Here is a 21,464-nt window from a genome sequence, read left to right on the forward strand (position 1 = left end):
CGGGCTTAGTTCATTTAGTCACTTTTCTCTGCTTTACCGGCCATTTCCGCCAGTCTTTGATAGCGTTGATTGGCGGCTTCGGTTGCATCCTGCCAGAGCTGTGCGGCGGCTTCCGGTTCACGGGTTTGCAACTGGCGGAAACGCTGCTCGTTCATCAATGCCTCTTCCAGCACCGAGGTGGGCGGGCGAGAATCCAGCGCCAGTGCCGCTTTACCTTGTTCTGCACGTCGAGGGTCATAACGATACAGCGGCCAGAATCCGCTGGTGGTCAACAATCGCATCTGCTCATGGCTGTAGGCGAGGTCATAGCCGTGTTCTTCACACGGGCTGTAGGCAATGATCAGCGATGGGCCGGGCCAGGCTTCAGCTTCCTGAATCGCTTTCACCGTCTGATTCAACTGCGCGCCCAGCGAAATTTGGGCCACATACACATGCCCATACAGCATGGTGGCGACGCCTAAATCCTTACGTGCTTTACGCTTGCCTTGTTCGCCAAACTTGGTGACTGCGCCGAGCGGCGTGGCTTTGGAGGCTTGTCCGCCGGTATTGGAATAGCACTGGGTGTCGAGAACCAGCACGTTGACGTTTTCGCTCAGGCTCATCACATGATCAAGACCGCCATAGCCGATGTCATAGGCCCATCCATCGCCTCCAATCAGCCAGACAGATTTCTCCACCAGCGCATCGGCGATAACCCGCAATTCGCCTGCGTGCGCTGATGATGAAGCCGCCAGCTGCTGACGCAGTTCAACGATTTGCTCGCGACGAACAGAGGGCAGGACATTGTCCTCTTTCAATGCTGCCACTAAAGCTTCGGGCAACTCTGGCGCACACTGATCTAACAGACGTAGCGCACGTTGTTTCTGCTGATCAACGCTCAGGCGGAAACCGAGCCCGAATTCAGCATTATCTTCAAACAGGGAATTGGCCCATGCCGGTCCGCGTCCTTCAGCGTTAGTGGTGTAAGGCGTGGAGGGGAGATTACCGCCATATATGGATGAGCAACCGGTGGCGTTGGCAATCAACAGGCGATCGCCATACAGCTGCGTCAGCAACTTGATATACGGCGTCTCCCCACAGCCGGAACAGGCGCCTGAATACTCAAACAGCGGGGTGATCAGTTGTGAGGTGCGAATATCAATGCGTTCCAGCTGTTCCGCCGTGATTTCCGGCAGCGCAAGAAACGCATCGTAATTCACCTTTTCAGTTTCAACATGCTCAAGACGGGATTGCATGTTGATGGCTTTAATCTCCGGGTGCTGGCGATCGCTGGCCGGGCACACTTCGACACACAGATTACAGCCGGTACAATCTTCCGGTGCTACCTGCAACACGTATTTCTGGCCGCGCATATCGCGTGATTTGACGTCGAGAGAAGCAAGTGAATCGGGTGCGGAGTCCATGGCTGCAGGCGCAACAACTTTAGCGCGAATCGCCGCGTGCGGGCAGGCTGCTACGCAGTGATTACACTGCGTACACAGGTCGGGTTGCCAGATGGGGATCGCTTCGGCGATGTTGCGTTTTTCCCACTGGGTGGTGCCAACGGGCCAGGTGCCGTCTGGCGACAGTGCGGACACCGGCAATTTGTCGCCTAATCCTGCCAGCATGGCGGCGGTGACGGTTTTGATAAAATCCGGTGCGCTATCGGATACCACCGGCGAGCGGTGTGGACTGTGCTGATCAACCGCCTGCAGCGGCACCGCTTCCAGCGCCTGTTGAGCCATCGCCAGCGCCTGCCAGTTACGTTGCACCAGCTCCTCGCCTTTACTGCTGTAACTGCGTGCAATGGCGTTTTGCAGTTCGGTTAATGCACTGTCGCCGGGCAAAATCTGCGTCAACTGGAAGAACGCCATTTGCATCACGGTATTAATGCGCGCACCGAGCTGGCATTCACGCGCAATACGCGCCGCATTGATGACATAAAACCGCGCCTGCTTGTCATTAAGCTGGCTCTGCACTTCCTGCGGCAGGCGTGACCAGACTTCATCAGCGGCATAAGGCGTATTCAGCAGAAAAATGCCGCCCGGTTTCAACTGATCAAGCATCGAATATTTATCGATGAACTGCAGCTGATGGCAGCCAATAAAATCAGCCTGTTGCACCAGATACGCCGACTGGATGGGATGTTCACTGACGCGCAGATGCGAAACGGTCAGGCCGCCCGCTTTTTTCGAGTCATAAACGAAATAGCCTTGCACGTGCCACGGCGTGGCATTGCCGATGATCTTCAGATTATTTTTGCTGGCGCTCACGCTGCCGTCACTGCCAAGGCCGTAAAACAGCGCTTCCAGTCGCGCCCGGTTCGGCACGATGTTAGCCTCCATCGGCAGCGATAAGTGCGTGACATCATCATAAATACCCACGGTGAAACGCGCAGGCACTTGTTCACGCTGCAGCGCACGGAACACAGCGAGCACGGCATCAGGGGCAAACTCTTTCGATGACAGACCATAGCGTCCGCCGATCACTTTCGGCAGCGTCGGGCGTTCACCCCGGCTAAAGGCTTCAGCCAGTGCGGTCATCACATCCAGGAACAGCGGTTCACCCAGTGCACCGGGCTCTTTAGTGCGATCCAGCACCGCCACACGCTGAACCGAAGCAGGCAGCGTGCTGATCAGATGCGCTGCTGAGAACGGACGATAGAGGCGCACTTTCACCAATCCGACCTTTTCGCCGCGCTGCAACAGAACATCAATCGCTTCTTCGGCGGTGCCGCAGCCCGAACCCATCATCACTATCACGCGCTCAGCCTGCGGATGACCATAAAACTCAAACGGCTGATACTGGCGGCCGGTGTTAGCGGCAAACGCGTCCATGGCGGCTTCAACATGTCCGGTACAGGCGTCGTACCAGCGGTTAGTGGCTTCGCGTGACTGGAAATAGGTATCAGGATTGGCGGAAGTGCCGCGAATCGTTGGATGATCCGGCGTCAGTGCGCGTGCACGATGTTCTGCGATCGCTTGTGCTGGCATCAGTGCTTGCAGGGTTTCATCACTGATGGGGACGATCTTGTTGATCTCATGTGAGGTGCGGAAACCGTCGAAGAAGTGGATAAAGGGCACACGGCTATTCAGTGAAGCCATCTGAGAAATCAACGCGAAATCCTGTGCTTCCTGCACGCTGGAAGCACACAGTTGTGCGCAACCGGTCTGGCGCACCGCCATCACATCAGAGTGATCGCCAAATATCGACAGCGCATGCGTGGCAACAGTTCGCGCAGCAACATGCAGGACAAACGGCGTCAGCTGCCCGGCGAGTTTATACAGCGTCGGGATCATCAGCAGCAGGCCCTGCGATGACGTGAACGTGGTGGAAAGGGCGCCGGTTTGTAACGCACCGTGCACGGTAGCAATCGCGCCGCCTTCTGACTGCATCTCCACCACGCGAGGGATATCACCCCAGATATTGCGGCGACCTTCGCCAGACCAACTGTCGGCCAGTTCCGCCATGGTGGAACTGGGCGTGATGGGATAAATGGCGATCACTTCACTGGTGCGGAAAGCGACCGAAGCCACCGCACCGTTGCCGTCGACGGTAATCATAAATCGTCCTTTGCTACGCTGAGAAACCCGAAACTTTACGGGGGTAATGATTCAGTTTAGCAAAGCAATTTGGTCGGACTTTTTCATCTGTGTGGTGGCGACAGGTGAGCGCACTGCCATCTAAGGTTGTTGATTTTTACATCATTTCTAATGATTGAACGCCTTTGATTTCCATCACTTTATCGTAGATGGTGTGAATAGCTGCACTGCGTGACAATGTCACCTCAACGCTGAGTTCACACAGGCCATTCTCCTCATCCCGATTTACCACAGCAATGTGACCGTAACGGATATTCTCGCGTTGCAGCACCAGCAACACCAGCGGCACGCTTTTGGGTTTAAGGTGCACCATTAGCGTGTGATGGCGGCCAATCAGCCAATGACTGATGCGACGGAAAGTTTCTAACACCACCAGCGCTAGCACCGTGCCATAAATACCGATTTCATACATGCCGCTACCAATCACCAGGCCAATCGCGGCGGTGACCCACAAACCTGCGGCGGTGGTTAAACCCTTGACCACTTGTTTTTGGATGATGATGGTACCGGCGCCGAGGAAGCCCATCCCACTCACCACCTGTGCGGCAATTCGGCTGGGATCCAGCGCCACGTGATCACTATGAAGCATGTCCGCGAAGCCATACTTAGACACCAGCATAAACATGGCACTGCCAATACCCACCAAAATGTGGGTGCGTAATCCGGCCTCTTTGGCGCGCATCTGACGCTCGAGGCCAATCAATCCACCCAAAATGCCGGCGAGCGCAATACGGATCAACATGTCTGTTAGCATGATTCCTCCTTATGCATTGATAAATAGGATTGTTTCGGTGAAAAAAGGCTGATCAGGTCCAATCAGGATAATTCTGCTTGCAAAAGGCGATAAAAAAATTTGTAAAAAGCTGTGTCGCCTATCGATCCCTTAACGCACCTGACATATGCTGGGAGCTCTTTTACGCCCAACTCCCCGGAGCCCGACCGATGAAAGCCGCTACCTTACTGCTGGCCGGTGCAGCACTGTTACTTTCTGCCTGCAGCAGCAACAGTGATGACGAACCACCGCAACAGGCTACCGCAGCACACGTTCAACCGCATGTTGTTATGGCATCTATGGCCGAAGTGAATTGCAGTAATGCCGGGGGAACATTGGCGTTTTCACGCCAGCTGGATGGATCGCGTATTGGCATGTGTCAGTTAGCCAATGGCCGTCGTTGTGACGAGCAGGCGCTGATGGGTGGACAGTGCGCCCGCTGAGGCAGGCGCCACATCTTTACGCTTTCACCTGATTCGGGCAGTCTTCGCCACGTTCAAGCTGCTGTAAATTGCTGAGCGTGGTTTCGGAAATCGCCGTCAGGGCTTCGGCAGTCAGGAATGCCTGATGGCCGGTGAACAACACGTTATGGCAGGCTGACAGGCGACGGAACACATCGTCCTGAATCACATCGTTCGATTTATCTTCAAAGAACAGATCGCGCTCATTTTCATACACATCCATACCGAGCGAACCTATCTTTTGCTGCTTCAGCGCATCAATGGCTGCCTGTGAGTCGATCAGGCCACCACGGCTTGTGTTGATGATCATCACCCCATCTTTCATTTGATTAAAGGCTTGTGCATTGAGCAGATGATGATTTTCAGGCGTCATTGGGCAATGCAGCGTAATCACATCGGATGCGGCAAACAGCGTTTTCAGATCGACATACTCGGCACCCAGTTCGAGTGCAGCAGCACTTGGATAAGGATCGAACGCCAGTAAACGCATGCCAAAGCCTTTCAGGATGCGCATGGTCGCCACACCGATTTTACCGGTGCCAATCACCCCCGCCGTTTTGCCGTGCATATTGAAACCGGTCAGGCCATCCAGCGAGAAGTTAGCATCACGTGTGCGTTGATAGGCGCGGTGAATGCGGCGATTCAGCGTCATCATCAACCCCACCGCGTGTTCAGCCACCGCTTCCGGCGAATAGGCCGGTACGCGTACCACCTGCAAACCGAGGGCGGCAGCCGCTTCAAGGTCGACGTTATTAAATCCGGCACAGCGCAGCGCGATGGTTTTCACGCCCAGTGCCGCCAGCTCCTCCAGCACCCCTTTACTGCCATCATCATTAACGAAAATGCACACCGCATCGCAGCCCGCCGCGTTTTTGGCCGTGGTTTCACTCAGCAGGAAGTCAAAGAACTGCAGCTCAAATCCAAAGCTGGCATTGACGTGCTCAAAGTATTTCTGGTCGTAGTGTTTGGTGCTGTAAACCGCAACTTTCATTATTTCGCTCCTGAAAAATGCAACGTCGGTATCATCACAGAATAACGTTTTCTGCATCATTTTGCTGATCTTCAGCCAGGCTATATAGCTAACACCTTCATTTGCCGGGCATAACATGACATCATCACCGTCAGGATTGCGTAAAGAACAGGATAGTTAACTGCCATGTCGCGGGGCCTCCGTCGAACACTTGCTGCGCTACTGGCGCTGATATTGCTGCTGTTGGGATTACTGCTGACGCTGACGCAATGGTTGCCGCGTCTGGCGGGTATCTGGCTGCCGGAAAATACCCGCGTTGAGCTCAATGGTTCACCGCGCTGGCATAACGGCGGCGTGCATTTTCCGGCGGTAAGCTATCTGGCTGGTGACTGCGAGCTGGCGAATGTCAAAGATGTCGCGCTGGGTTGGCAACATAAACGCTGGCAGCTCAGTGCACAGGCCGTTCAGCTTAACAGTGAATGCCTGCAAGCCCTGCCACAGAGCGATTCCAGCGGTGCACCGCGCAGTCTGGCCGAATGGCAACACATGTTACCGGGTGCCGATATCCATCTGGAGCAACTGAGTATTTTACCCTGGCAGCAATATGCCGGCCGTTTTGATCTCAGCCTCAATAAAAGCGTCCAGCAGTTACATTATCAGGGCGATAACCTGCAACTGGATGCGCGTTTGCAGGGGCAGCAACTGCAGATCGCACAACTTCAACTCAGTCATCCTTTGCTACCGAAACCGCTCGATTTACACGGTGAGCTTACGCTGCCTACCTTTGCTAACGGTTTGCCGGTGGCGGGTGAACTCAGCGGCGATGTCAATCTGACGCAGTGGCCGCAGCCGCTGGCCTTGACGCTTAACTGGCAGCAGCAGCAGGGCACGCTGGTGATTAATCAGCAGGGTGACGATCAGCCGTTGTTGCAGCTACCGTGGCAGGTCGATGCGCAGCAGATACGTATCACTCAGGGACATTGGCGCTGGCCGCAAGCCGATCAGCCACTGTCCGGTGGTTTGGCGCTCACCCTCGACAACTGGCAGCAGGGACTGGAAAACACCCAGATCAGCGGTCGGTTTAACCTGCTAACTCAGGGACGCGGGGGCAAGGGTAACCTGGTGCTGAGTGTCGGGCCGGGCACATTGAGCCTTACCGACAGCGCGTTACCGTTCCAGCTGACCGGCGAAAGTAAGTTTGCCGACCTGCAGTTGTTCGGCAGCATGCCGGGTATGTTGCACGGCATGTTGACCGATCCGCAAATCACGCTTAAACAAGGTGCACTGCTGCGTTTGCGCGGTCGATTACTGTCGACGCTGGAAGTGGATGAAGCTCGCTGGCCGTTAGCGGGCGTGACACTTGCCTCGCGCGGTATCAATGGCAGATTACAAGCAATTCTAAAAGCTCACGATCCCAACTTCGGTCGCTTTACGCTGCATCTTGATGGTCGCGCCAGCGATTTCTGGCCGGACAGCGGACGCTGGAACTGGCGATACTGGGGCGATGGATTGATGCAGCCGCTCAATGCCAAATGGGATGTGAAGGGCACGGGCAGTTGGCAGGATACGCTGATCTCCCTGGACACACTCAATACCGGCTTTGATCAATTAGCCTATGGCATGGTGCAAGTCGACAAACCGCGCCTGACCTTAACCGCACCGGTGCGCTGGCAGCGAGACGTCGCGCATCCGGCTTTCAACGGGGGTTTTACCCTGAAATCCGGTCAGACGCAGTTTAGCTATGGCGGGGGGTTGCCGCCTTCAGAACTGCGCTTTGAGGCCAAAGGCAGCGATCCGAGTCGCTTTATCTGGCGTGGGCAACTTACTGCTGAGGATATCGGCCCGGTGCGGGTTCACGGGCGCTGGGATGGTGAACGTCTGCGTGGTGAGGCCTGGTGGCCAGCACAATCATTGACGGTGTTCCAGCCGTTGCTCAGTAGCGATTTGAAGATGCGCATTCAGTCAGGTGAATTGCGGGCACAAATGGCGTTTTCTGCGGCCACCAAACAGGGCTTTGAAGCCGGTGGTTTCTGGGCAGTGAAAAAGGGCAGCGTGTGGATGCCGGACAGTGAAATCAATGGCATCGACTTCACGCTGCCGTTCCGTCTCAAGGATCACCAATGGCAGTTAGGGCGTCGCGGTCCGGTTTCACTGCGCATCGCTGAGGTCAAAAATCAGTTTGCGTTGCAGAACATCACTGCCGATCTGCAGGGCCACTACCCATGGCAGGAACGCCAGCCGTTGACGCTCAGTAACGTGAATCTCGATCTCTTAGGCGGCCATGTCAGCATGCCAGAGCTGAGGATGCCGCAGCATAAGCCCGCGCGCGTTGCACTGCGCGAGATTGACCTTAGCAGGCTGATCACGGCAATCAAACCGAAGCAGTTTGCCATGTCGGGCAAAGTGAATGGTGAGCTACCGCTGTGGGTGAATAATCCTCAATGGCTGATTGAAAAGGGCTGGATTGCCAACAGCGGCCCGCTGACCTTCCGCATGGATAAAGATATGGCGGATGCCATCGTCAGTAATAACTTTGCCGCGGGAGCCGCCATGGACTGGCTGCGCTACATGGAGATTTCCCGTTCGTGGGCCACTTTGGACCTCGATAACTTCGGCAACCTTACGATGCAGTCCGAAGTGAAAGGCACCAGTCAGTTCAGTAATCGCCGACAGTCGATTAACCTCAACTATCGGCATCAGGAAAATCTGTTCCAGCTGTGGCGCAGCCTGCGCTTTGGCGATAATTTGCAATCCTGGGTGGAACAAAATGCCACCCTGCCATCGAAGAAGGATCCCCAACCATGAGCCTCAGGGCATTGCTGGTGTTGGCAGCTGGGCTGCCGCTGATCGGTTGCGTGCCGCGCATTGAAGTGGCGGCACCGAAAGAGCCGATCACCATCAATATGAACGTGAAGATCGAACATGAAATCCACATCAAGGTCGATAAAGATGTGGAAGCGTTGCTGAAAAATCAAAGCGGCCTGTTTTGAGGAGAGGCATGATGAAATCGAAAGCGATGGCATTGTTGCTGGCGCTGCTGCTGGTGCCTTCAGCGTGGGCGCTGACGCTGGACGAGGCGCGGCAGCAGGGACGCGTGGGGGAAACACTCAGTGGCTATGTGGCGGCGCGACAACAGGATGATGAAACCCTGGCGCTGGTGAAACGGATTAATGATGGCCGTATGCAACAATATCAGCGCGTCGCGCAGCAGAACAATCTGAGCACCAGTGAAGTGGCACGTATCGCGGGCGAAAAGCTGGTGAGTCGCGCGGGCAGCGGTGAGTATGTGCGCGGTATCAACGGGCAGTGGTTACGTAAGTAAAACCCATCATTATCTGAGTCACAGCCATAAAAAAGCCGGGCACTCAGGCCCGGCAAAGATGGCATCATACCCATTATTCTCGGGTATTCATCACGTTCTTAAGATTACGCAGCAACAATTTGCTTGATGGCGTCTTTCGCGTCGTTAGCCGCTTTGGTCGCCACTTCTGGACCATAAGCAATACCTTCAGCGAACACGAAGTTCACATCGGTGATGCCGATGAAGCCCAGGAACAATTTCACGTATGGGGTCAGCAGATCGGTTGGGGTATCTTTGTGAATACCGCCACGGCTTGACAGGATCACGGCACGTTTACCGGTGACCAGACCTTCCGGGCCTGCTTCGGTGTAACGGAAAGTCACGCCAGCACGCGCAATCAGGTCGAAGTAGTTTTTCAGCTGAGTAGGGATGTTGAAGTTGTACATTGGCGCAGCGATAACCACAGTGTCATGCGCTTGCAGTTCTGCAATCAGCTCATCAGACAGCGCCAGGGCTTCCTGCTGACGTGGAGACAGCGGAGCATCAGAAGGACGCAGTGCGCCAACCAACTCGCCATCCAGAACGGGAATTGGCTGAGCAGCCAGATCGCGAACAGTCACTTCATTACATTTGGCGCGCGCTTCTTCAGCGTAGAAGTCAGCCAGTTGGTTTGACTGAGAGTAACCGGCCAGAATGCTTGATTTCAGAACTAAAACTTTGCTCATGGTATTTTCCTGTGCGTTACGCGGTTGGCTTACCGCTCAATGCGTTACACTCTACGGAGATCCTCCGCGAGGTAAAAGCGCAATATTTCGAGACCTATGTTCGAAATTATTGAATAAGGTCGCACGTCCGGTCGGGTGAGGTTGTCCAGAGTGTGCTATTATGCCGGGCAATAATTGATTGAATCCGCCGGGAAATTTCAGCCGGCATCGAGCGCACTTTGCCAGGCTCGCCGCGACCACAGGTAACACACCACTATGTCATCATCCGTCACTTCCCCTTTTGCCCCACTCTGGACGCGGCTCGATAATCTGATGCTGCGCGACCGCCAGCGCTTGCAGCGCCGTTTGCATGGCGCAGCGAAGGTGAAAAATCCAGCCGCGCAGCAGGGCATTGCAACAGAACTAGAAGCCGAATTTGCTGCCGCTGAACTGCGCATTGCACAGCGCACGGCGGCCACGCCACGCATCACCTTCCCGGAAAATCTGCCGGTCAGTCAAAAGCAGCAAGAAATAGCCGAGGCGATTCGCGATCATCAGGTGGTGATTGTGGCCGGGGAAACCGGTTCAGGGAAAACCACCCAGCTACCGAAGATTTGTCTGGCGCTCGGGCGTGGTGTCAAAGGGTTGATTGGTCATACGCAGCCGCGCCGTCTGGCGGCACGTACCGTTGCCAATCGTATTGCCGATGAGCTGGAAACCTCGCTCGGCGGCACTATCGGCTATAAGGTGCGCTTTAACGACCAGGTCAGCGACACGACGCAAGTGAAGCTGATGACCGACGGTATTCTGCTGGCGGAAATCCAGCAGGATCGTCAGTTGTTGCAATATGACACCATCATCATCGATGAAGCGCACGAACGCAGTTTGAACATCGATTTTCTGCTGGGATATCTGCGTGAGCTGCTGCCGCGCCGTCCCGATTTGAAAGTGATCATCACCTCGGCGACCATCGATCCGCAGCGTTTCTCTCGCCACTTCCATAATGCGCCGGTGATAGAAGTCTCAGGCCGAACCTATCCAGTCGAAGTGCGCTACCGCCCAATGGTGGAAGACGCTGACGATACCGACCGCGATCAGCTGCAGGCGATTTTCGACGCGGTCGATGAGTTAGGTCACGAGAGCCGTGGCGATATCCTGATCTTTATGAGTGGCGAGCGTGAAATTCGCGATACCGCCGATGCGCTGATGAAGCGCGATATCCCGCACACCGAAATCTTACCGCTGTATGCGCGGCTGTCGAATGCCGAGCAGAACCGGGTGTTCCAGTCACACAGTGGACGCCGCATCGTGCTGGCCACCAACGTGGCCGAGACTTCACTCACCGTACCGGGCATTAAATACGTTATCGATCCCGGTACGGCGCGCATTAGCCGCTACAGCTATCGTACTAAGGTGCAGCGCCTGCCGATCGAGCCGATTTCTCAGGCATCCGCCAATCAACGTAAAGGGCGTTGCGGACGTGTGTCGGAAGGGATCTGTATCCGTCTCTACTCTGAAGACGATTTCCTCAGTCGTCCGGCGTTTACCGATCCGGAAATTCTGCGTACCAACCTGGCGTCGGTTATCTTGCAAATGACGGCGCTCGGCCTGGGCGATATCGGCGCATTTCCGTTTGTCGAAGCACCCGACAAGCGCAATATTCAGGATGGCGTGCGCTTGCTGGAAGAGTTGGGCGCTATCACGCTAAGTGAGGATGAAACCTACAAGCTGACGACGTCTGGCCGCCAGCTGGCGCAATTGCCAGTCGATCCGCGTCTGGCACGCATGGTACTGGAAGCGCAAAAATTTGGCTGTGTGCGTGAAGCGATGATCATCACTGCGGCCTTATCGATTCAGGATCCGCGCGAGCGCCCAAGTGATAAACAGCAGGCATCCGATGAAAAACATCGGCGTTTTGCTGACAAAGAGTCGGATTTCCTCTCATTTGTGAATCTGTGGAATTATCTGCAGGAGCAGCAAAAAGCGCTGTCGGGCAATCACTTCCGGCGTCAGTGTAAAACCGACTTTCTCAACTATTTGCGCGTGCGTGAATGGCAGGATATTTACACGCAATTGCGTCAGGTGGTACGCGAACAGGGTATGCCGGTTAACAGCGAACCCGCGCCCTATCGTGAAGTGCACTGCGCTTTACTGACCGGATTACTGTCGCATATTGGTCAGAAAGACAATGAGAAGCAGGAATTCACCGGCGCGCGTAATGCTCGCTTCTCCATCTTCCCAGGATCCGGTCTCTTTAAGAAGCCGCCGAAGTGGACCATGGTGGCGGAACTGGTGGAAACCAGCCGCTTATGGGGCCGTGTGGCTGCGCGTATCGACCCGGAATGGATCGAACCGCTGGCGCAGCATCTGATTAAACGCAGCTACAGCGAACCGCACTGGGAGAAAGCCCAGGGCGCGGTAATGGCAACAGAGAAAGTCACGCTGTATGGCCTGGCAATTGTGCAGGCGCGAAAGGTCAACTATAGCCGCATTGATGCGCCACTCAGTCGTGAGCTGTTTATCCGCCACGCGCTGGTGGAGGGCGACTGGCAGACGCGTCATGCGTTTCTGCGCAACAACCTCAAATTGCGCAGTGAAGTGGAAGATCTGGAACACAAATCACGTCGTCGTGACATTCTGGTCGATGATGAAACGCTGTTTGCTTTCTACGACCGCCGCATTGGCGCTGACGTGGTCTCCGCACGCCACTTTGATAGCTGGTGGAAACAGGCGAGCAAGGACAATCCTGACCTGCTGAGTTTTGATAAGCAGATGCTGATCAAAGATGGCGCGGATAAAGTCAGCCAGCTCGATTACCCGAATTTCTGGCATCAGGGCAATCTGAAGCTAAAACTGAGCTATCAGTTTGAGCCCGGCGCGGATGCCGATGGTGTGACCGTTCACATTCCGTTGCCGTTGCTGAATCAGGTTGAAGAGGGGGGGTTTGAGTGGCAAATCCCCGGCGTGCGCCGTGAGTTGGTGATTGCACTGATTAAATCGCTGCCAAAACCAACGCGCCGCAATCTGGTGCCTGCACCGAACTATGCAGAAGCTTTCCTCGGTCGTGTTAAAGCGATGGAGTTACCGCTGCTGGATGCGCTGGAGCGAGAGTTCCGCCGCATGACCGGCGTCACCATTGACCGTGAAGCCTGGCAGTGGGATCAGGTGCCCGATCACCTGAAAATGACCTTCCGCATTGTGGATGAACACAACCGCAAACTGCAGGAAGGCAAAGACCTGCATCAATTAAAGCAGGTATTGAAAGGTAAAGTGCAGGAAACGCTGTCGAAAGTCGCAGACGATGGGCTGGAGCAGAGCGGACTGCACATCTGGAGCTTTGGTGATTTGCCGCAAAGTTACGAGCAGAAACGCGGCAGCTATCAGGTTAAAGCCTGGCCCGCACTGGTCGACGAGAAAGACAGTGTCGCCATTCGCCTGTTCGACAACGAGCTTGAGCAGCAAAAGATGATGTGGCGAGGCCAGCGTCGCCTGCTGCTGCTGAACATCCCGTCGCCAATCAAGTATCTGCACGAGAAACTGCCCAACAAAGCTAAACTCGGCTTGTACTTCAATCCTTACGGCAAAGTGCTGGATTTGATTGATGACTGCATCGCTTGTGGTGTCGACAAACTGATGGCGGAAGCGGGCGGTCCGGCATGGCAACAGGAAAATTTCGAGCAACTGCGCGACAAAGTGCGTGCTGAATTGAACGAAACTGTGGTGACTATCGCCAAACAGGTCGAGCAGATTCTGACCAGCGTGTTTAATATCAACAAGTTCCTGAAGGGTCGTGTCGACATGACGCTGGCGCTGGCACTGTCTGATATTAAAGCGCAAATGAGTGGCCTGGTATACCGCGGCTTTGTCACCGGTAATGGCTATCAGCATCTGGGCGATACGTTGCGCTATTTACAGGGCATCGAGCGCCGCCTTGAAAAACTGCCGACTGACCCTTACAGCGATCGTGCGCGCATGCTGAAAGTGCAGGCCACAGAGCAGGCGTGGCAAGCATGGCGCAATAAACTGCCCCCGCAGCGTCAGGATGATGCTGAAGTTCAGGCGATCCGCTGGATGCTTGAGGAGTTACGGATTAGCTATTTTGCTCAGCAGCTGGGCACACCTTATCCTATCTCTGATAAGCGTATTCTTCAGGCGATGGAACAAATTAGCTGAGTCACCCAAAGCACAGAGGCGCTCTTTCTGCGCCTCTGTGAGTGAAATATCGCTGACTGCGCATGAAACACCCTGGCGCAAAGAAGGTGAGCGATTCTGTAGCGAAAATCTTATTTCGCCAGCTCTTCCAGACTGTCTTTAAATGACGTCACCGCGATGGCACGGTTATCTGCGCGATAACGGTCCGCCGGTGCGGGTGCAGAGCTTTGCACGGCAATCAGTTTCCAGCCATCACCACTTTTCAGTAGCAGCGGCGATCCACTGTCGCCTGGCAACGTATCACATTGATGCGACAGCACCGCGCGTTGCGCCCAGCCGGTAATCAGGCAGTCGCTGTGAGAATAGAGCGTGTCGAGGTGATCAGCAGGGTAACCGGCTTGTGTCACTTTGCGTTCGGTGGTTTTCAACGCATCGGTTAAATCGCTACGTGAGCCGTCAAATAAGGGGATGGGTACGATACCCGACGGCGGATTATGCAAAATGACCAGCCCGTAATCGTAAGGTGCCGCGCCTGGTGGCACGATCCAGCCCTCACCATCGGCCTGTAGCCTGCGCGCCAGTGAAGGTTCTACACGCGCATCAATATCATGTATTTCGTAACGCCAGCCTTTAGCACCTGACATAAAACGCAGCGCCACCAGTTTATCAAATTTACCCGGAGGGGCGAGCAGGCAGTGTCCAGCGGTTAATGCCAGATGGGCGGATATCAGGGTGGCCGTGCAGAGGTTGCCACTTTCGGTCTCCAGTTGGCCAATGGCATCCCAGGGAGCGGCACTCACATCCGTAATGGCTTTGCGGTGGTCTTTGCCAAAAAATAGCGTCTTGATGTCTTCCGGGCTTGGCCCATCTTCATCATCGGCATGTGCTGCGAGGTTAAAACTGAAAATTCCAACAAGTAACAGGATAGCCAGGCGCATAGTTCTCTCAATGGCGAGAATAAGAAGAGGTTATTGTCATCACGCTTGAGCGATAACTATAGTCGGAGAGCGGGAAAAAAGGGAGAAATATTGGAGTAATCAGCACGCTACAACGACTAGATAAAAAAGCTGGCTGCAACAATGCCGCACAGGATCATCACAATCAGGATAATTTCGAAGCGATAGCGACGCACCATTTTTCGCTACTCCAGTAAATAAACACCCGGCATAACCGGGTGTTTTCAATCGTTAATGCGGTGTTGGCGCTAAGAGGCCGACTTATTTAGCCGCTTTTTTCACTTTGTGGTGCTTTTTAGCAGCCTGAGCTTTCTGTGCAGCTGGTTTGGTTACTTTTTTGTGGTGCTTTTTAGCAGCCTGAGCTTTCTGTGCAGCTGGCTTGGTTGCTTTTTTGTGGTGCTTTTTAGCAGCCTGGGCTTTCTGTGCAGCTGGCTTGGTTGCTTTTTTGTGGTGCTTTTTAGCAGCCTGGGCTTTCTGTGCAGCTGGCTTGGTTGCTTTTTTGTGGTGCTTTTTAGCAGCCTGAGCTTTCTGAGCAGCTGGCGCTTTCTTCGCTACTTTTTTGTGTTTCTTAGCTGCCTGAGCTTTCTGGGCAACTTTCTTATGATGAACTGCTTTGTGCTTAACAGGTGCTGCGGTAGTGGTAGCGGCAGCAGCCGGAGCAGCTGTAGTGGTCTCAGCAGCGAAAGCAACAGAAGACATACCCATAGCAGCGGCGATCACCAGTGCAACTAATTTTTTCATCGCAAAATCCTCGAACTATTTTTTCATGTGTAGCCCACTGCGGGGCCGGTGAAAGAACTATATGAAAAACAATTCGGTCTTTCCGTGAGGCATTGGTATCGGCGTGTAACGGAATGTACAAAGGCGGGTTAAGGAAGCGAAAAGGGGCGGCCGATCGGGCCGCCGCGCAGTTTACTCAGTGAGATAGCGTTGTTCAAGGTGCTGACGGAAATAGTGCGGATTCAGTGTTTCACCCGTGGCATTCACCAACAGTTGCTGCGTCGGGAAGCGGCTGCCGTGCTGCCAGATGTTCTGCTGTAACCAATCAAACACCGGCTGCAACTCCCCGTTACGGATCAGCTCATCCACTTGCGGGATAGCGCGCTTTACCGCCTGGAACAGCTGGGCGGCGTACATGGCACCCAGCGTATATGTTGGGAAGTAACCAAAGGCGCCATCAGTCCAGTGAATGTCTTGCATGCAGCCATCACGGTAGTTGCCACGCGTATCCATCCCCAGAGACTGCTGCATTTTCTCATCCCACAGCGCAGGGATGTCATCAACTTCAATCTCGCCTTCAATCAACGCACGTTCGATTTCGTAACGCAGAATCACATGAGCTGGATAGCTCAGTTCATCGGCATCCACGCGGATAAAGCCCGGCTTCACGCGTTGTGTCTGGCGAACAAAGTTATCCAGCGCTAATGCGGGCTGGTTACCCATCAGGGCGACGACCTGCGGATGAATATGCTGCAGGAACGCCTTGCTGCGGCCCAACTGCATCTCCATAAACAGGCTTTGTGATTCATGCATGGCAGTCGAGCGAGCGTGGGCCACCGGTTGTCCACGCCATTGCTTTGGTAGGTTCTGCTCGTAACGTGCATGACCGGTTTCATGGATCACGCCCATCATGGCACTGAGGAAGTCGCTCTCATTGTAACGCGTGGTAATGCGCACATCTTCTGGCACGCCTCCACAGAAGGGGTGAGCGCTGACATCCAGGCGACCATGATTGAAATCAAAGCCCAGCGTTTTCATCACACTCAAGCCGAGCTGTTTCTGCGCTTCAACAGCAAAGGGACCCACCGGCGCCGCGATGGCGCTTTTCTGCTGCTTCTCGACGGCTTTCTGTAGCAGCGAGGGTAGCCAGCTTTTTAATTCGCCAAAGGTATTGTCGAGTTGTGCACTGGTCATGCCCGGTTCGAACACATCCAGTAACGCGTCATAACGAGAGACACCCAGCGCTTCGGCGCGTAACTGGGCTTCCTCACGGCTGAGTTTCACCACTTCTTTTAGGTTAGCCGAGAAGCCTTGCCAGTCGTTGGCAGGGCGCTGTTGGCGCCAGGCATGCTCACAACGCGAACCGGCTAGCGATTTGGCTTCAACCAACGAAGCAGGCAGAATCGTTGCCTGTTGCCACGCACGCTGCATCTCGCTCAGGTTAGCTTGCTCTACGTCGTTCAACGATTCCTGCTGGGCGGCATCGAATAAGCCGCCAAGGCGTTTATCGGTCAACAGTTCATGCATAAACACACTGAGTTCCGCCATGGCTTCACCGCGCGCCTGGCTGCCGCCGGGTGGCATCGTGGTTTGCATATCGACACTGGCAATAGCCCCAAGATGGCCAAAGCGTGCCAGGCGCTGGAAAGTTTTGCTAAGTTCCTGATAAGCAGAAGTCACAATTAAAGCTCCTTATGACGGTAAACGGGGCGAAATATCTCGCAAGGGTAGATCAACCGGCCAGCAGAAGCGAACACTGGCACCACCGAGCGGACTGCTCTCGATAGTGACCTGTCCTTGCAGTGCCTGTGCAATAGAGTGGACAATCGCCAGCCCGAGCCCACAGCCGCCGGTCGCGCGATCGCGACTAGGGTCGAGACGCACAAAAGGTTCAAAAACGCGTGCGCGCTCTTCAGGTGGAATACCTGGACCATCATCTTCAACCTGTAAATTACCGATGGCGCCGTCAAACCACAGACTGACGCGCAGACGCTGTTGGGCATAACGCAGCGCATTGTTCACCAGATTATCCAGTACGCGCTCCATCAAACGGGTATCGGCGGAACCCACATTCTCAAGTTGCGGAATATCCAGCGCGATATGCGCTTGAGGATTCATGGTTTGCACATCTTCGATATGCACACGCAACCACTGCGCCAAATCAAACGACTGAAGGTTGAGATCGACGCGTGGGCGGTCGAGGCGCGCATAGGTTAACAGCTCTTCAATCAGGCTCTCCAACTGGCCGACGTCACGGTTCAACGCAGCCGACTCGGCGTCACTGAGGTTATCGCTCATTTCCAGGCGATAGCGCAGTCGAACCAGCGGTGTCCTTAACTCATGGGCGATGCCATCAATCAGCTGCTTTTTGCTGGCAACCAGCGTATTGATATTGTCAGCCATCTGGTTAAACGCCACGCCGAGGCTGTGCAGACTCGATGTACTTTCAAAATGGGTACGCACATCCAACTCACCGCGACCAAAACGTTGCGCGGCTTTCTCCAGCCGCTGCATCTCCTGCCAGTGCGGTCGTAGCCAGATAAACACCGGCAGCGCCAACGACATGCCGATAAACGCCAGCAGCGCGATATCCAGAATGCGCATCTGATGCAGATAAAACAGATAAGGGATCGGGCCGACCGACAGCACATAATGGCTGCGCGGTATGTGCTGCAGGAAAGTGTATTGATCGTCGAGTGCGACGATCTCACCGGCGCGCAGGCGGCGCATATCAGGCTCATCCAGCTGATATTTACTCATCGGTTCGATATGCAACTCAAAAGACAAATCGAGATCGAGATTGCGGATGGTTTTATTCCAGTCACGCGGGGGGATCTCACGCAATTCACTGCGCATGAGAAACAGCGAACTCGCCATCAAATCATTCATTGACTGGCGGCCCGCACGCTCAGCGGTGAACTTGTACACCAAGCCCACCAGCAAAGTCATCACCAGAAAGCAGACGAACAGCAGCAGATAGAACTGGATAAAGAGCTTTCTCATGCGGAGCGGGTATCCCAGGCCTGAGGTGCGAACAGGTATCCTTTATTGCGGATGGTTTTGATGCGGAACGGTTCGGTGGCGCTGTCATACAGTTTTTTGCGCAGACGAGAAATCGCCACATCAATACTGCGATCCATGCCGTCATAGCTCACCCCTCGCAAGGTTTTCAGCAATGCATCACGATTCAGGATCTGGCCTGCATGCGTGGCCAGCTCCCACAGCAGATCAAAATCGGCGGTGGAGAGGGTGATGTTCTCGTCAAACAGCGTGACCTGGCGATTGAGGGAGTCGATAGTCAGTGAACCAAAACGCAAAACCCGCTGTGAACTTTGAATAGCGGGCGCCACTTCAGGCTGAGAACCCTGCGCCTGGCGCAGATGCAGACGCAAGCGTGCCAGCAGAACAGCGGGCGGCGTGGTTTTCAGAATGTAATCGTTGGCGCCCATCTCCAGCGCCAGAATGTGGTTCATGTCACTGTCGAGCGATGTCAGCAGCACAATCGGCCCTGACCAGTGCGCGCGCAAGTCGCGGCAAACGGTCATGCCATCTTTGCCCGGCAACATAATATCCAGTAGCACCAGATCGGGATCGGCTTCTAAAATAGTCGCTTCAGCACGGTCACCGCGCGTTTCAACAGTCACTTCAATATCGTGGCGGCCAAGATAAGCGGCGATCAATTCACCGACTTCTGGCTCATCTTCCACATAGACAATTTTGTTCATATTTCACGGTAAGTGATGAGAATGACAGCAGCATAACTTTTCCTGGTCCTGAGCTCTACGCTATCGCACGAAATATCCCTGCCTGACTGGTATAATTACGGTGAAATGTGCCATTATTAGCGGCGCGTTGTAGCGCAAGGTTCGGAACCGTAACGAAAACCAGGAGGAGTGCGAGGGTGTCTGATAAAGAGCTGGCTTCAGCCGGATACAGTGACCGCATCTGCTTCAATTACAGCGATTTTCTCTCTGCTTCCTGCAAAAAACGCTGGAGTTTCGTTGACGCCATTTACGGTGTCATGCCGATTTTTGGCATGGTGACGCGTAAATCTGCACACGGCTTAGCGGCAAGCGACGATCATCTGAAAGAATTAGCATTACAAATCATTTCAACGCAGGTCAGCGACGAGATCAATATCGCGCGACTGATTACTCTCGCGGAACAACAGCACATCAGCCGTTTTGACATTCAACTGCCTTATCCGTTGTCAGAAGATCAGCTGGACGCGATTCATCAGGAATACCGTAAAGCGCTCAATCTGACACAGCAGGATGACCTGCTGTGCGTCTCAATCCCGGTTCAACCTCACTAATTACTGCGTAAGCTGCCACATTGCTGGCAGTGCTGCCGCAATCAGTAATCCAATCGCGATGCGCTCAAGTTGTGACAACACTCTATTACCACGGCCGCCGCGTCGCGCGTAAAGGAACAGTAGTAATCCCGGCGCGTAAAGCACCACAGACAACAGCAGGTGCAGCGGGCCAGAAGCATAAAGCAGCCAGAATCCGTAGGCACTGGCACCCAATCCTACCGCCAATGCCAGCGGATTTTTTTGTCCGCGAACCACTTTAATTAAATACAGCCCCACTAGCAGATACGGCACCAGAATCATCTCTGACGCGATGGTCAGCAGCGTATTATAATCTGCGCCAGTGACCGCAATCAGGATCAGACAAACCTGCACGCTGCCGTTGGTGAGCCACAACGAAGCGGCTGGCGAATTGTGACGATTCTGCCGCGCAATGCTGCGGGGAAAAGCCCCTTGCTGTGCCGCCAGAAAAGGGACTTCTGCCGCCATAATTGTCCAGCTTAAATACGCGCCACACACGGAAATAATCAGACCCACCGCAATCACCGTATTGCCCCAATGCCCTAACAGATGCTGCATCAAGCCGGCCATGGAGGGATTTCGCATTTGCGCCAACTCTGCACGCGGCACCACGCCCAGTGCAAGCAGGGTCACCAGTAAGTAAACCAGCAGTGCCGCGATAACCGCCAGCATGGTGGCGCGTCCCACATCTTTCTTATGACGTGCCCGCGCGGAGACTACCACGGCGCCTTCCACACCAATAAAGACCCACAAAGTAATCAACATGGTCTGCTTGACTTGCTGCCAGAGTGGCTGGCCCAGCGCGGCGCCGCTGAAGTCAAAGTGGAAGCGATCGTAGTTGAATGCGAGTAAAGCCAACACCACAAACAGCAGCAGCGGTACCAGTTTCCCCAGGGTAGCGAGCAGGTTGATGCTGGCAGCCGTTTGCACACCTCGTAACACCAGCCAGTGCACCAGCCATAAAAGTACCGACGCACCGAGCATCGCTTGCCAGGTATTGCCATCGCCGAATACCACGTGGTCAGGCGAATCGGTGAAGAAACTCAGCGCCGAAAAGACAATCACCAGATAAGAGACGTTGGCGATGACCGCACAGAGCCAGTAACCCCATGCGGAACAAAATCCGACTAACTCACCAAATCCGGCGCGTGCATAGGTAAAAATCCCGCCGTCCAGTTCGGGTTTTAAGCGCGTCAGCAGCAGCATGGCTAGCGCAAGAAACAGGATGCCGACACCGGTGATCAGCCAGCCAATCAACAGAGCCGCGGGACCGGCGACGGCAGCCATATTTTGCGGCAGGCTAAATACACCCGCACCGAGCATGGAGCTGAGTACCAGCGCGGTGAGCGCGCTCAGACCTAATTTTTTATCCAAAACACCATTCCTGGACAGCAGAGTATGCTGGGTAGTGACGATTCCGCTGGAGTGTAACGTGGCAATTGGCCGATTTTGAAACGGAATACCCTGAAAACAGGCGAAGGATTTTACGGAGAGCGAAAAGGGAAGGCAATGCA

The 21,464-nt window shown here is 54.5% G+C and carries 17 protein-coding genes; 6 read left to right on the forward strand and 11 right to left on the reverse strand.

Annotated elements, in window-relative coordinates; translation table 11 throughout:
• Positions 1-14: 14 nt before the first annotated feature.
• Both nifJ and F3J37_RS18645 read right to left on the reverse strand, forming a co-directional pair.
• Positions 15-3,542, reverse strand: a complete 3,528-nt coding sequence (nifJ, locus tag F3J37_RS18640) for a pyruvate:ferredoxin (flavodoxin) oxidoreductase (RefSeq protein WP_166935059.1) — start codon at positions 3,540-3,542, stop codon at positions 15-17.
• A 136-nt stretch (positions 3,543-3,678) separates the two neighbouring features.
• Complete coding sequence (locus tag F3J37_RS18645) at positions 3,679-4,335, reverse strand: MgtC/SapB family protein (protein WP_166935061.1); 657 nt, start codon at positions 4,333-4,335, stop codon at positions 3,679-3,681.
• Positions 4,336-4,523: 188 nt separating this feature from the next.
• On the opposite strand from F3J37_RS18645, the gene F3J37_RS18650 reads away from it, so the two are divergent.
• Complete coding sequence (locus F3J37_RS18650; RefSeq protein ID WP_034821326.1) at positions 4,524-4,796, forward strand: putative hemolysin; 273 nt, start codon at positions 4,524-4,526, stop codon at positions 4,794-4,796.
• 16 nt (positions 4,797-4,812) lie between these two features.
• On the opposite strand, the gene F3J37_RS18655 is transcribed toward F3J37_RS18650, so the two are convergent.
• Positions 4,813-5,805 carry a 2-hydroxyacid dehydrogenase gene (locus F3J37_RS18655; RefSeq protein WP_034821521.1) on the reverse strand — a complete coding sequence of 331 codons (993 nt, stop codon included), beginning with the start codon at positions 5,803-5,805 and terminating at the stop codon, positions 4,813-4,815.
• Between the two features lie 165 nt (positions 5,806-5,970).
• On the opposite strand from F3J37_RS18655, the gene F3J37_RS18660 reads away from it, so the two are divergent.
• Genes F3J37_RS18660 through F3J37_RS18670 form a run of 3 tightly spaced genes read left to right on the forward strand, consistent with a single transcriptional unit; the run spans position 5,971 to position 9,106 of the window.
• Complete coding sequence (locus tag F3J37_RS18660; RefSeq protein WP_166935063.1) at positions 5,971-8,589, forward strand: YdbH family protein; 2,619 nt, start codon at positions 5,971-5,973, stop codon at positions 8,587-8,589.
• Complete coding sequence (locus tag F3J37_RS18665; RefSeq protein WP_013509194.1) at positions 8,586-8,774, forward strand: YnbE family lipoprotein; 189 nt, start codon at positions 8,586-8,588, stop codon at positions 8,772-8,774. Before F3J37_RS18660 ends, F3J37_RS18665 begins: the two co-directional genes overlap by 4 nt.
• 11 nt (positions 8,775-8,785) lie before the next feature.
• Entirely contained in the window at positions 8,786-9,106 is a 321-nt protein-coding gene (locus F3J37_RS18670; protein WP_034821318.1) for a YdbL family probable chaperone protein, read from the forward strand.
• 104 nt (positions 9,107-9,210) lie between these two features.
• Here the strand turns inward: F3J37_RS18670 and azoR are convergent, their stop codons facing one another.
• Positions 9,211-9,810: an FMN-dependent NADH-azoreductase gene (gene azoR, locus F3J37_RS18675; protein WP_166935065.1), complete on the reverse strand. Its 600-nt coding sequence runs from the start codon at positions 9,808-9,810 to the stop codon at positions 9,211-9,213.
• Positions 9,811-10,065: 255 nt separating this feature from the next.
• Here azoR and hrpA point away from each other — a divergent pair, with 255 nt between their 5' ends.
• Entirely contained in the window at positions 10,066-13,962 is a 3,897-nt protein-coding gene (gene hrpA / locus F3J37_RS18680) for an ATP-dependent RNA helicase HrpA (RefSeq protein ID WP_166935067.1), read from the forward strand.
• Positions 13,963-14,072: 110 nt separating this feature from the next.
• Here hrpA and F3J37_RS18685 read toward each other — a convergent pair whose 3' ends face one another.
• The 6 genes from F3J37_RS18685 to rstA form a co-directional block, all read right to left on the reverse strand.
• Positions 14,073-14,879: a trypsin-like serine peptidase gene (locus F3J37_RS18685; protein ID WP_166935069.1), complete on the reverse strand. Its 807-nt coding sequence runs from the start codon at positions 14,877-14,879 to the stop codon at positions 14,073-14,075.
• Between the two features lie 116 nt (positions 14,880-14,995).
• Entirely contained in the window at positions 14,996-15,076 is an 81-nt protein-coding gene (ydgU, locus tag F3J37_RS28665; protein WP_455843913.1) for a small membrane protein YdgU, read from the reverse strand.
• A gap of 82 nt (positions 15,077-15,158) precedes the next feature.
• Positions 15,159-15,638, reverse strand: coding sequence for an acid resistance repetitive basic protein Asr (gene asr, locus F3J37_RS18690; RefSeq protein ID WP_160867390.1), 480 nt, complete (start codon positions 15,636-15,638; stop codon positions 15,159-15,161).
• Positions 15,639-15,809: 171 nt separating this feature from the next.
• The gene (locus F3J37_RS18695) at positions 15,810-17,297 is read right to left on the reverse strand and encodes a carboxypeptidase M32 (RefSeq protein ID WP_166935071.1); all 1,488 of its coding nucleotides are present in this window, start codon (positions 17,295-17,297) and stop codon (positions 15,810-15,812) included.
• 12 nt (positions 17,298-17,309) lie between these two features.
• Positions 17,310-18,620: a two-component system sensor histidine kinase RstB gene (rstB, locus tag F3J37_RS18700; RefSeq protein WP_058962094.1), complete on the reverse strand. Its 1,311-nt coding sequence runs from the start codon at positions 18,618-18,620 to the stop codon at positions 17,310-17,312.
• Positions 18,617-19,342 carry a two-component system response regulator RstA gene (gene rstA, locus F3J37_RS18705; protein ID WP_034830927.1) on the reverse strand — a complete coding sequence of 242 codons (726 nt, stop codon included), beginning with the start codon at positions 19,340-19,342 and terminating at the stop codon, positions 18,617-18,619. Before rstA ends, rstB begins: the two co-directional genes overlap by 4 nt.
• Positions 19,343-19,518: 176 nt before the next feature.
• On the opposite strand from rstA, the gene F3J37_RS18710 reads away from it, so the two are divergent.
• On the forward strand, positions 19,519-19,932 hold the full coding sequence (locus F3J37_RS18710; RefSeq protein ID WP_038646835.1) for a hypothetical protein: 414 nt from the start codon (positions 19,519-19,521) through the stop codon (positions 19,930-19,932).
• Here the strand turns inward: F3J37_RS18710 and F3J37_RS18715 are convergent, their stop codons facing one another.
• Entirely contained in the window at positions 19,933-21,324 is a 1,392-nt protein-coding gene (locus tag F3J37_RS18715) for a basic amino acid/polyamine antiporter (protein WP_166935073.1), read from the reverse strand. It lies immediately after the preceding gene.
• Between the last annotated feature and the right edge of the window lie 140 nt (positions 21,325-21,464).

This window comes from Candidatus Pantoea communis, from assembly GCF_011752685.1.
GTDB classification, from domain to species: domain Bacteria; phylum Pseudomonadota; class Gammaproteobacteria; order Enterobacterales; family Enterobacteriaceae; genus Pantoea; species Pantoea communis.